The sequence below is a fragment of the Nostoc sphaeroides genome (assembly GCF_003443655.1).
GTDB classification, from domain to species: Bacteria; Cyanobacteriota; Cyanobacteriia; order Cyanobacteriales; family Nostocaceae; genus Nostoc; species Nostoc sphaeroides.
In genome coordinates, this window is the sequence record NZ_CP031941.1 from 138,631 (window position 1) to 150,780 (window position 12,150).

The 12,150-nt window shown below is 39.4% G+C and carries 12 protein-coding genes and 1 tRNA gene; 9 read left to right on the forward strand and 4 right to left on the reverse strand.

From position 1 onward, the window contains the following. The first annotated feature begins 37 nt into the window (after positions 1-37). From D1367_RS00715 to ylqF, 6 genes are all read left to right on the forward strand, one after another. Positions 38-110, forward strand: a tRNA-Arg gene (locus D1367_RS00715). 282 nt (positions 111-392) lie between these two features. Further along, entirely contained in the window at positions 393-1,046 is a 654-nt protein-coding gene (locus D1367_RS00720; protein ID WP_118161779.1) for an AbiU2 domain-containing protein, read from the forward strand. A 56-nt stretch (positions 1,047-1,102) separates the two neighbouring features. Beyond that, on the forward strand, positions 1,103-1,357 hold the full coding sequence (locus D1367_RS00725) for a DUF2281 domain-containing protein (RefSeq protein WP_118161781.1): 255 nt from the start codon (positions 1,103-1,105) through the stop codon (positions 1,355-1,357). After that, positions 1,354-1,776: a type II toxin-antitoxin system VapC family toxin gene (locus D1367_RS00730; RefSeq protein WP_118161783.1), complete on the forward strand. Its 423-nt coding sequence runs from the start codon at positions 1,354-1,356 to the stop codon at positions 1,774-1,776. The genes D1367_RS00725 and D1367_RS00730 overlap by 4 nt, the downstream gene beginning before the upstream one ends. Before the next feature lie 118 nt (positions 1,777-1,894). Further along, positions 1,895-2,284: a VOC family protein gene (locus D1367_RS00735; RefSeq protein WP_118161785.1), complete on the forward strand. Its 390-nt coding sequence runs from the start codon at positions 1,895-1,897 to the stop codon at positions 2,282-2,284. A 31-nt stretch (positions 2,285-2,315) separates the two neighbouring features. Continuing rightward, the gene (gene ylqF / locus D1367_RS00740) at positions 2,316-3,197 is read left to right on the forward strand and encodes a ribosome biogenesis GTPase YlqF (protein WP_118161788.1); all 882 of its coding nucleotides are present in this window, start codon (positions 2,316-2,318) and stop codon (positions 3,195-3,197) included. 133 nt (positions 3,198-3,330) lie between these two features. Here the strand turns inward: ylqF and D1367_RS00745 are convergent, their stop codons facing one another. Next, positions 3,331-4,815: a VanZ family protein gene (locus D1367_RS00745; RefSeq protein ID WP_118161790.1), complete on the reverse strand. Its 1,485-nt coding sequence runs from the start codon at positions 4,813-4,815 to the stop codon at positions 3,331-3,333. Positions 4,816-5,356: 541 nt separating this feature from the next. On the opposite strand from D1367_RS00745, the gene D1367_RS00750 reads away from it, so the two are divergent. Then, on the forward strand, positions 5,357-7,006 hold the full coding sequence (locus D1367_RS00750; protein WP_118161792.1) for an adenylate/guanylate cyclase domain-containing protein: 1,650 nt from the start codon (positions 5,357-5,359) through the stop codon (positions 7,004-7,006). Between the two features lie 94 nt (positions 7,007-7,100). Here D1367_RS00750 and D1367_RS00755 read toward each other — a convergent pair whose 3' ends face one another. Next, complete coding sequence (locus tag D1367_RS00755; RefSeq protein WP_118161795.1) at positions 7,101-7,724, reverse strand: Uma2 family endonuclease; 624 nt, start codon at positions 7,722-7,724, stop codon at positions 7,101-7,103. Between the two features lie 228 nt (positions 7,725-7,952). On the opposite strand from D1367_RS00755, the gene D1367_RS00760 reads away from it, so the two are divergent. Together D1367_RS00760 and D1367_RS00765 are read left to right on the forward strand one after the other, a co-directional pair. Next, on the forward strand, positions 7,953-9,320 hold the full coding sequence (locus tag D1367_RS00760; RefSeq protein ID WP_118161797.1) for an NAD-dependent succinate-semialdehyde dehydrogenase: 1,368 nt from the start codon (positions 7,953-7,955) through the stop codon (positions 9,318-9,320). Between the two features lie 145 nt (positions 9,321-9,465). Continuing rightward, the gene (locus D1367_RS00765) at positions 9,466-11,109 is read left to right on the forward strand and encodes an acetolactate synthase large subunit (RefSeq protein ID WP_118161799.1); all 1,644 of its coding nucleotides are present in this window, start codon (positions 9,466-9,468) and stop codon (positions 11,107-11,109) included. A 240-nt stretch (positions 11,110-11,349) separates the two neighbouring features. Here D1367_RS00765 and D1367_RS31975 read toward each other — a convergent pair whose 3' ends face one another. Together D1367_RS31975 and D1367_RS00775 are read right to left on the reverse strand one after the other, a co-directional pair. Next, positions 11,350-11,790, reverse strand: a complete 441-nt coding sequence (locus tag D1367_RS31975; protein ID WP_228674927.1) for a hypothetical protein — start codon at positions 11,788-11,790, stop codon at positions 11,350-11,352. 67 nt (positions 11,791-11,857) lie between these two features. Then, on the reverse strand, positions 11,858-12,094 hold the full coding sequence (locus tag D1367_RS00775) for a hypothetical protein (protein ID WP_118161801.1): 237 nt from the start codon (positions 12,092-12,094) through the stop codon (positions 11,858-11,860). Positions 12,095-12,150: the final 56 nt, after the last annotated feature.

Consider the following 12,150-nt stretch of genomic DNA (forward strand, 5'->3'; position numbering starts at 1 on the left):
AATTTTATCACAGACGTGCTATAATGTGTAAGACTAAGGGCGCGTAGCTCAGTGGATAGAGCAACAGATTCCGGTTCTGTGGGTCGGGGGTTCAAATCCCTCCGCGCTCGTTACTTTTACAAGACTAACCTTTAAAGATTTTCAGTAGAGTTTAGTATCAATAATAACTATTAAGTAGTTTTTTAAAAAGTACACCCAATTTCACCACAGATTTTAAACTCTCAGCTTGACCCACGCTCCTAACTCTGGATTTTGGAGAGTTTGTTACTGCTTTGGAATTTGGGGGTGTGAGTTACTTTGGGGTAAGACCATAGTGCTTTAGCTTGGTTTTGATCAATGGATGATTGAGCAATTCCTTTATACTTTAAAAAATACACTAGTTATACTGGAAAATGGAAATAAGCAGTATTGAGTTTGAAAAGAGTTTGGAAAAAATTACTAATAATTTGGTATATGCATCTATACATTATCGTTTATATACAAATCTTTGTAATGCAAGTGAAGAATATAATATTGAAATTAATCAATCTCCAGTATTTTGGCAATTGACAATTGAAGCTCATGCTACCAGTACAATACTTATGTTGTGTCAAGTATATGACCATCATAAAGATAGTTTAAATCTTAACAAACTTCTTAATACTATTCATTCAAATCCTTCGCTTTTTAAAGAAGAATGCTTTTATGAAAGAATTAAAGATAGACCACTTGCTGACGACCTATATAAAACTCCAAGAATAGTTAATAATAAAACTTTAGAACAAGATATGCAATATGTTAACAAAGAAACAAATCCACTTGTTAAAAAATTAATTGATTTTAGAGACAAGCAGGTAGCTCATATAGATAAAAATTATGTTTTAAACGCTGAGAATAATTCTGAAACTTTAGTTTGGAAAGAAGTGGAAGAACTTATTTTAAAAGGACATGAAATTGTTTCTACCTATGAAAGTTTATATAGAGCATCATCTTGGTCTTCAAATATAATAGGCGACGAAGATTATAAAAAAGTTTTAAATGCTATAAGAAAAGCAGACTTAAAGTAAATTTAATTTTACTTATTTTTTAGATTTTGGATTGATTTTTTCAGGAGGATAGGATAATGACTCAAGCAATTGATAAAGAACAAATGATAATTGATGAACTTAAAAAGTTATCTCCTGAGAAGCAGCAGGAGGTATTAAATTTTATTGAATTTTTGCATTTTAAAGCACAAAAGCAGGATGTACAGCATAAAGAAGAAAAAGAACCTATTTCTGCCTATGAAGCTGCAAAAGAGTTTGCTGGCTGTGTTGATGGAGGGCCTGGGGATCTAGCTACCAATAAGAAGTATTTAGAAGGCTTCGGTTGGAAATGAAAAAAAAGGTACTTCTAGATACAGGCCCCTTAGTCGCATTTATCAATAATCGGGAAAATTCGCATGATTGGGCAGTTAATGAATGGAAAAAGATTGAACCGCCTTTCTTTACTTGCGAAGCAGTAATTACTGAAGCGTGTTTTATATTGCAAGATTTTTATGGCGGAGAGGATGCAGTTATGTCTTTACTAGATATTGGCTTAATTCAAATCTCTTTCCGTCTCAGTGATGAAATAGGAACGGTTAGAGAGTTGTTGAAGCGGTATCAGAATGTGCCGATGTCGTTAGCTGATGCGTGTTTAGTAAGAATGAGTGAGTTAATTGTGGGGAGTTGTGTCTTGACGCTAGATAGTGATTTTCGGATTTATCGGAAGAATAAGAATGAGATGATGGATTTGATTATTGCTGATGGGATATAAGAGGAGATAGATACAAGTACTTAAAATTACATCTAATCACTTTTAAAAAATCCTCTAAACTTGACATTTTGCCTGCCTATGCTATGTAACTTAAAAGTTCAAAAGGCGAAAGGCAAACATGGTTTTCCAGTACACTAACGCATTTGTCACTATAGCATCGGTTAATTGCGATAATTTAGTGAATTTCTATACTAAATTACTGGAGCAAAAGCCAGTTATTTTGATTCCGAATGTCTATGCTGAGTTTAATTTGGTTAGTATGCGTTTAGGTATTTTTAAACCAAAGAACATAAACGAATCGGAATTTGAAGGGATGTCTAATGCCAAAAGTAAGATAAGTTTGTGCTTAGAGGTGAGTAACTTAGAAGATGCGATCGCTCACCTAACAGCTTTAGGATATCCCCCACCAGGAGACATTTCTATTGCTTCCCACGGCAGAGAAATTTATGCCTATGATCCTGATGGCAATCGGATAATTTTACATCAAGCCCCAGTGAATGATAATTAATAAGTGATAATAATTTATTTGGTAATTAACTATGGCTATAACTCAAAATTATAGATTAAACCTGATTCAATGGTATCCGGGTCACATTGCGAAAGCTGAAAGGAAGCTCAAAGAACAGCTAAAGCGGGTAGATGTGGTGTTTGAGGTACGAGACGCGCGGATTCCCTTAGCAACTCACCATCCCCAAATAGGTGAGTGGGTGGAGGGTAAGACACGGGTGTTGATACTTAACCGAGTAGATATGATTACGCCGCAAATGCGATCGCTATGGATAGATTGGTTTAAACGTCAAGGAGAAGTCCCCTATTTTACCAACGCTCAACATGGTAAAGGTATAGCAGAAGTGGCACGGGCAGCACAAGCTGCTGGAGTAGAACTTAATCAAAGAAGAAGCGATCGCGGCATGTTACCCCGTCCAGTCCGAGCTGTGGTGATTGGTTTTCCCAATGTTGGTAAATCAGCTTTGATTAACCGCCTGTTAGGACGACGAGTAGTAGAAAGTGCAGCCCGTCCTGGGGTGACGCGCCAGCTACGCTGGGTGCGAATTTCCGAACATTTGGAATTGCTAGATGCTCCTGGTGTCATCCCTTTAAGATTAGAAGACCAAGACGCAGCATTGAAATTAGCGATTTGTGATGATATCGGTGAAGCATCTTACGATAACCAGCTAGTAGCAGCAGCCCTAGTGGATTTACTCAACTATTTGGAAGCTGTAGCCGCAGATTTGTTACCAAAAAAACCATTACAGTCCCGTTACCAACTCGATTCGACATCAGACACCGGAGATACCTATTTGCACGCCTTAGCGGAGCATCGTTACAAAGGTGATATAGAGCGAGCTGCAAGACAACTTTTAACAGATTTTCGCAAAGGTTCGTTAGGTGAAATGAGTTTAGAATTACCGCCTAATTAAATAAGGATGAATCAATTCTGGATTTTGGATTTTAGATTTATTCTCGCGTTTGAATTCGCTTATTCTCAAACCCGAAAAATTTTTAAATTTTTAATCCAAAATATAAAACTCAGTGACAGGAAAGGAAAATTTGTTAACTTCTCATTTTTAATTGAGCAGCCCGCACTCTCAAAATCAACATAGTTCCTCCTGTAAAAAACATACCCAGTAACAGGGTTTTTAAACTAAGGTTTTTTCCGCTCTCACTTACTAAAATACCTTCCAATATTAGAGAAGGTATTAATATTCCCCCATAAATTAATAAATTAGAAAGGATCAATCTTCTTTTTGCTAGTAGGGTTAATATCGTTAAGCCAAACCCTAGAGGAATAAAAGTTAGTGCATAGTAAAAAACTCTCTGATTTTTAGGTATTAATTCTAATAAATTCAAAGAGTAAAAATTATGTAAATTATCTACATATACTTGAATAGTTGCTCTGGAATAAGTGATGATTATATGGTGAGGTTTAGTGTCTGTAAAAATATTAGGTATATTCAGTGTTAAGTCTGCTCCATTTTCTCCAGTTATCGGCGTTCGTAATCGAAAATCTAAGTCATTTCCCTGCTGTCCCAGTGTCAAATTGCGACGTAGGGAAGTGCCGGAAATCGAAATAATGCGGGCAGGGCCAAACTGCTCTAAGTTGCTAGTAGCCAGGGTAGTGCTGAGTGTAAATTCAGATGTTTTACTGATTCTTTTGCTGAGAGTTGTGACAGGAGTAGCTGTTTGTAGCCAATGACTAGAACTCAAAAAAACACCTTTACCTTCCTGTGCATCTGAAGGCTGTCCTTGCCACAATAGTTCTGGTAATTGTCCAGTCTCTTCTTTATAGCAACAGTTTCCTTTAAATTGATAATTAGCTATTAGTGAATTACCAAGATTATTAAAGTAACTGGAATCAGCTAATCCTTGTGCTACCTCATTTGTTGAGATGGCTCTATCGGCAATATAAATTTCAGACATGTATCCTTGCCAAGGTCTATCCCTCGTCTGTTCGTTGCCAATCAGCAGGGGATAATTTGTATCCCAATTACTCAAATTTATCGTATTCTGCCACAACAGCGAAATCAGGAATGTCACAAATATATATCCAATACAAAATACTACTATCTGTTTAATTGAGCGGCTAGCTCTACTGTTTTCTATCTGTGCAACAGTTTTTTTAAAGCTTTGACTATTCCATAGATAAAAGCAAATAAAACCAATAAATCCACCAATACTATTGTTCAGAATATCCGATGGAGTAGGCATTCTTGAAGGTAGAAATATTTGCAAGACTTCAACTGTCAACGATAAGCCAGCACTCACCAAGGTAACTATAAAAACTTGTACTCCTGTTTTTATCCCTCTTTTCTGCAAGAGCCTAGTGAAGCCGAAACCTAAAGGCATAAAAAGCAAAAAATTATTTACCTGGTCTTGAAAATTACTAGCATTGTTAAAACTGCCAAAAATTTCTGGTAGGTAAAAACTGTCTGGAATGGAAAAATTAAATGGATAAAGTGTAGCTAATAGTACTAATAAAATGCTGGTAATGACAATCAGCAGATTAAATATTTGAGAAGAAATCGGGCATTTATTCATAAATTATTGTGTTATTACTATGAATAGTAATGGATAGTAATAAATTTAGTTACTTTCAATACATAAAGGATTTTGAGAGCAAGTAACTAAATTGTTTTATTACTTTTTAGTGCTAAGTATAAATTATTAATCACAAAGAATAGATGCTTAATGCTACTTTTGAATTGCACGCGATATTAACACTGCCTTAATCTTATTTACTAGTAGATAATTATGATCGCTAAATTATGAAGAGATCATCAAGGTATTATGAAAAATACATATAGTTGGGTTTGGGCTTAAGTTGACTCTATAAACAGCCGCAGTCTGAACTTACGGCGCTGGCTCACAAAATTGAAAATTTGGTGGCTCCTCTTCACAAAGGGATTCAAACCCCCTCGGAACTAAACCTCCAGCAAAATTGCTTCGTTCAATGTAATATCTGTCACATAAAGTTGTCGGAATCCAGTTAACAGTGTCATAAAGAAAAGGTGAAGGTTAACCTGTAGGGTATAACTTACCTTAGAGTTGCTTGCACCTCTAGCTTCGATGGATCACACTCATGACTGAACTGACGCTACGCCTACAAGAGGGAGATACGGAAAAAACGATCGCAGTTGATCAAGATATATTCACAATTGGCCGTTTGCCGGAATGTAACCTGTACCTACCTTTTGCTGGAGTATCTCGCAACCATGCCCGCTTGGTGAAAACAGCTGACGGTGTGTGGACTATTGAGGATATGGGCAGCAAAAACGGGACGCAGGTAAATAAATATCTTGTTAACTTTCCCCAAGAGCTACATCACGGCGATATCATTTGGCTGGGCAATGTTAGTCTGGTAGTGCTGCTCACAAGCCCTGTTTCCCAATTAACATCTGGGTATCCTGGAACTTCAGACATTAATGAACAAAGAACAATCCTTCACAATGTCGAACAATTACAACAGCAATGGATCGCAGCTGATAGCAAAGATGGCAACAATAATAAAGACAAAACCATTGCCCGTCTCAAAGACTTAGTGGACATAGCTAAAAATCTCTGTGCGGCGGCATCTATAGAAGAGATTTTTTCTCAGGTGCAGCAAGTGGTTTTCCGTTACCTTGATAGTATCGAGCGCTTGGCATTATTAATTGATGTTAATGGTTGCGGTCAATTAGAATTAGTGAATGCTGCTACTAGAAATATTTCTCAACAAAAACATCTCCCCTCTGATGGAAGTTGGATTAGTCGGAGTATCTGTCAAAAGGTATTTGACGAAAAAGTTGTCATTCAAACCGCCGATACCCAGCAGGATGAACGGTTTGCTAGTGAACAGAGTATTTTGGTTAAAGGCATTCGCAGTGCGATGGCAGTGCCTTTATGGGATGAAAATAAAGTTGTGGGCGTATTGTATGCCGATGCTAATCTTTCTTCTTACCATTGGGCAAATGAAGGCGAAGAAGAACTCAGCTTTTTTTCAGCTTTAGCAAACATTGTGGCTTCTAGCGTCCAGCGTTGGCTACTGGTAGAGAAACTCAAAACTGAAGAAATGATTCGTCACCGACTAGAACGCTATCATTCTCCAGCAGTTGTGCAGCAGTTGATCTCTGTAGGTGCATTACCGGGCGGACGTTTAGCTCCCACCGAGAGCGAAATCAGTATTTTGTTTGCAGATTTGGTTGGTTTTACGGCAATTTCTGAACAGTTAACACCAACTGCGATCGCTCAATTATTAAATAATTTATTTGAAGAAATGCTAAAAGAAGTGTTTACCTACGGTGGCACTTTAGATAAATATATTGGCGATTGTATTATGGCATTTTTTGGCGCTCCAGAACCGCAACCAGATCACGCCGATCGCGCTGTTAATGCAGCCAAGGGAATGCTGACTCGTCTCGAACATCTTAATGCCAATGGTTTTTGGCACGAACCGCTTCAATTACGTATTGCGATTAATAGCGGTAAGGCTGTTGTGGGAGATGTCGGTAGTTCCCAAAGGGTAGATTATACGGCGTTAGGGGCGACGATTAATCTTGCTGCTCGCATGGAAGCAGTTTGTCCCCCTAGTGAATGCGTGATTAGTCAAGCCACTCATAAAATGCTTTCACTGCCTTCAGACTTTGAGGAAATGGGAGATTATCGTTTCAAAGGTATTGAGCGATTAGTTAAGATTTATCAGACAAAATTGCAGCCAATGCCAACAATTATTACTCCATTTATGAATCTTTAGGAATAGGGGACAAGGGGAAAATTGCTAATTTATGAATGACGTTAGGGACTTTCAAATAAAAAATATCTAACTATTTATTGTGGAGTGGGCGAATTTAGCTGACTATGCCAGCGCGAAAAATTTGCTCTGCGGTCAAATTCAACTCTGGAAAAGTTGGCGACTGGATTCGGTCATTTCCTCGAAACTTACTAATGCGATACTCACCTTCTTCTAAAGAGCAAACTAAAAAAGTAGGTTGTTTTGGTTTGCCAATAAATTCTCTACCGCCTAATGCACCATAATCTGCAATCCAATATTCAGGAATTCCCATTTCTTCATAGTCAGCATATTTTTTCAGATAATCATCACGCCAGTTTGTACTTACTACCTCAATTACTAAAGGAATTGATGCTGCTTGAGTAACAGTTGATTCTTTTTTCCACCGAGGTTCATTAACTAAATTAGTAAGATTTAGGAGCAGCAAATCTGGCGAATAAGCTGATTCGTTTTCAAGTGGTTTAACTAATACTGTTTTTGGTATACCATACCGCAGTCCGAGGCGACTATATTCTAAAGTGATTTTTGTAGATAAAAATACAATAATCTCTTCATGGTCGCCTGTTGGTTGGGGCATTTCTACTACTACTCCATCATATAGTTCGTAACGTTGCCCTGTGTTATCTGGATATTTAGCAACGAATTCATCGAATGTAACTACTTTGCGTAAGACTTGAGTCATAAGCTTGATTCCTCAATTGTGCAAATTATAACAACTTTAATTGGACTTAATTCATCAATATTAATACTTATTGATTGGTATACTTTAATTCAATTAAAGTTGCGAAATTGTAATACTGGGCAGCTAATTCTTAGCTAAAAGACTAGAATTTGGGTAGTAGCTTCCTAAATTTATATGTATAACATTAGGAAGCCTACTTCAAGCTATTTTTTAACGGGAGGTCAGGTAATGGCGATCGCCACCATTAATCCCGCCACTGGGGAAACGCTCAAAACCTTTGAGCCACTCAATGATGCAGAAATTATCGCTAAACTCGATTTAGCTAATCAGACTTTTGAACAGTATCGTCAGACTAGTTTTTTGACGCGATCGCACTGGCTACAAAAGGCTGCTGATATTTTAGAGCAAGACAAAGCAGAATTTGCGAAGTTAATGACTCTGGAAATGGGTAAGCCATTTAAAGCAGCGATCGCGGAAGTCGAAAAATGCGCCGTTGTCTGTCGCTACTATGCCGAACACGCCCCTGGTTTTTTAGCTGACGTCAGTATAAAAACTGATGCCAGCCAGAGTTTTGTGCGTTATCAACCAATGGGTGTGATTCTCGCGGTGATGCCGTGGAATTTCCCTTTCTGGCAAGTTTTTCGTTTTGCCGCACCGGCGCTAATGGCGGGAAATGTCGGCTTACTCAAACATGCTTCCAATGTGCCGCAGTGCGCCTTGGCAATTGAAGAGATTATCCGACGGGCAGGTTTTCCTGAAGGTGCGTTTCAAACTCTATTAATAGGCGCTGCCAAAGTCGCCGATTTGATGGCTGATGACCGCGTAAAAGCTGCTACCTTGACCGGAAGCGAACCAGCTGGCGCATCCCTCGCCGTCGCCGCCGGTAAACAAATCAAAAAAACAGTTTTGGAATTAGGAGGAAGTGACCCGTTCATTGTGTTAGAAAGTGCTGACTTAGAGACAGCAGTTGTCACAGCTACTACAGCACGGATGTTGAATAATGGGCAATCATGTATTGCAGCGAAACGTTTTATTGTCGCAGAAGCGATCGCAGATAAATTTGAAAAATTACTTTTAGAAAAATTTGAGGCGCTCAAAGTTGGCGATCCCATGCAACCAGATACCGATTTAGGCCCACTGGCTACTCCTGGTATTCTCCAGGATTTAGACCAACAAGTGCAAGCTGCCACAAAAAGCGGTGGTAAAGTCCTCACCGGTGGACATCCTTTATCAGATCGTCCTGGTAACTTTTATCCACCAACGATTATCATAGGTATCCCGCCTGAAGCATCAATTGCCAAAGAAGAATTTTTTGGCCCAGTAGCCTTGTTATTCCGGGTTCCAGATATCGATGCTGCCATTAAACTCGCTAATGACAGCCCCTTTGGGTTAGGTGCAAGCGCTTGGACAACCAACGACCAAGAGAGCGATCGCTTAGTCGAGGAAATCGAAGCCGGTGCCGTGTTTATCAACAGTATGGTCAAATCCGATCCTCGGTTGCCCTTTGGTGGCATCAAGCGTTCTGGATACGGCAGAGAATTGAGTATCCAAGGTATACATGAGTTTGTCAATGTTAAAACCGTGTGGGTTAAATGATTAGTCATTAGTCATTAGTCACTTGTACTGAGCGGAGCCGAAGTATTGGTCATTAGTCATTAGTCATTAGTCAAATGACAAAGGACAAATGACTAATGACAAAAAACAAAAGTCTTATTCGTTAATAGAGTTGTCGGGAAATAAAATGAATACAGCAGAATTATTGGTGCAGTGCCTAGAAAATGAAGGAGTGCAATATATTTTTGGACTCCCTGGTGAAGAAAACTTGCACGTTTTGGAAGCGTTAAAACATTCTTCGATTAAATTTATTACGACTCGTCATGAACAGGGTGCAGCATTCATGGCGGATGTCTACGGACGCTTAACCGGAAAAGCCGGAGTATGTCTTTCTACTCTTGGGCCTGGGGCAACCAATTTAATGACTGGGGTAGCAGATGCTAACCTCGATGGTGCGCCCTTAGTGGCGATTACCGGTCAAGTGGGAACAGATAGAATGCATATTGAATCCCATCAATATTTAGATTTGGTGGCAATGTTTGCACCTGTTACCAAGTGGAATAAGCAGATTGTGCGACCAAGTATTACACCAGAAGTAGTGCGGAAAGCATTTAAGCGATCGCAATCTGAAAAACCTGGTGCAGTTCACATCGATTTACCAGAAAATATTGCTGCTATGCCTGTAGAAGGCAAACCTTTGCGTAAGGATAATAGCGAAAAAACTTATGCATCTTTTGCTAGCATTCGGGCAGCCGCCGCCGCAATTTGCCAAGCAGTTAACCCATTAATCTTAGTCGGAAATGGCGCAATTCGCGCTCATGCAAGTGATGCAGTAACACAATTTGCCACCTTGCTGAATATACCTGTTGCTAATACCTTCATGGGTAAAGGCGTGATTCCCTACACACATCAATTAGCTTTGTGGTCAGTGGGATTACAGCAAAGAGATTACATAACTTGTGGCTTTGATAACACAGATTTAGTAATTGCGATCGGCTATGATTTGATTGAGTTTTCCCCCAAGAAATGGAATCGTAATGGTGAAATTCCCATTGTGCATATTGGGGTAAGTCCGGCAGAAATTGATAGTAGTTATATTCCCAACGCCGAAGTAGTGGGAGATATTTCAGATTCCCTCTATGAAATTTTAAAATTAGCAGACCGACAAGGTAAACCTGATCCTTTTGCTATTAGCTTAAGGTCAGATATTCGGGCCGATTACGAACAGTATGCCCATGATGACGGATTTCCGATTAAGCCGCAAAAGTTAATTTATGACTTACGCCAAGTGATGGGCCCAGATGATATTGTCATCTCAGATGTTGGCGCACATAAGATGTGGATGGCCCGTCATTATCATTGCCATAGCCCCAATACTTGCATTATTTCTAATGGTTTCGCGGCTATGGGTATTGCCATTCCTGGCGCTTTAGCAGCAAAACTCGTTCATCCCAACCGCAAAGTTGTTGCTGTAACAGGCGATGGGGGCTTTATGATGAATTCTCAAGAATTAGAAACAGCCTTGCGTGTCGGTACACCCTTTGTCACGATAATTTTCAATGATGGTGGCTATGGGTTAATTGAGTGGAAGCAAGAAAATCAATTTGGCAAAGGAAACTCATCCTTTGTGCATTTTAGTAATCCTGATTTTGTCAAATTTGCCGAAAGTATGGGTTTAAAAGGCTACCGAGTTGAATCGGCTTTAGATTTGATTCCTACTTTGAAAGAAGCCCTCGCTCAAGATGTACCTGCAGTGATAGATTGTCCCGTAGATTATCGGGAGAATCACCGATTTAGTCAAAAAGCCGGCGAGTTGAGTTGCGCGGTGTAAAAAGTTAAAAGTTAGGAGTTAAGAGTTAGGAGTTAGGAGTGATTTATTCTTAACTCCTTATTAATTTCCACTCCTTTAACGTTTTGGTAGGGTGCGTTACACCAAGGGCTAACGCACCGCTTTACTTCACTTCATTTATAGAGATAAGCTGTTGGACAAATAACCTTGCATATTATCTGGAAGTAAAACTATTGTGGGGTGGGCATCTTGCCCGCCCTGGTTATGCAAATTAAAAGTACATTAGCTTATTTCTTCTCCTTCTTCGCGTCCTTTGCGTTCTTCTCTTCGAGACGCTTCCCTTGGGAACGCTACCTGAACGCCAACACTTGGTTCGCAAGGGTTGGGATTGCTTCTCTTCGAGACGCTCCGCGAACGCTTTGCTCGCAATGACAAGTATTGAGCCAGACATGATATCAAAAACTTATTCACGAGTATCAAAGGCTCGTTAACGGAGTTCAAAGACTCATTCACGAGTATCAAAGACTCGTCCGCGAGTATCAAAGACTCATTCACGAGTATCAAAGACTCGTCCGCGAGTATCAAAGACTCATTCACGAGTATCAAAGACTCGTCCGCGAGTATCAAAGACTCGTCCACGAGTATCAAAGACTCGTCCGCGAGTATCAAAGACTCGTCCACGAGTATCAAAGACTCGTCCACGAGTATCAAAGACTCATTCACGAGTATCAAAGACTCGTTTACAATAAATTAGAAGTTATTGATTTTAACTCATCACTGATTTTTACTCTTACTTAATCGTTTTCTGGTTGGAATCTGTGCTTTCCTGCTTTTGGGCAATATCTTCTACTGCTTTGCATTGCCTTTTGTCAATATCTGACTTAATAATTAGTCCCTTAGTATTGAGCGCCATTTCAACTCGGTATTGACCATTGACCATATTAATAGCGGCGTAAGTTACTGTACCAAACATCATCACTCCGCAAAGTGATAAAGTAATTTGCAAAACTCCCAGTACTCGTTTCATTTTTAAAACCCTTCATTCCTTACATTCTCATTACAACTTGGTGGTGGCTGAGAACG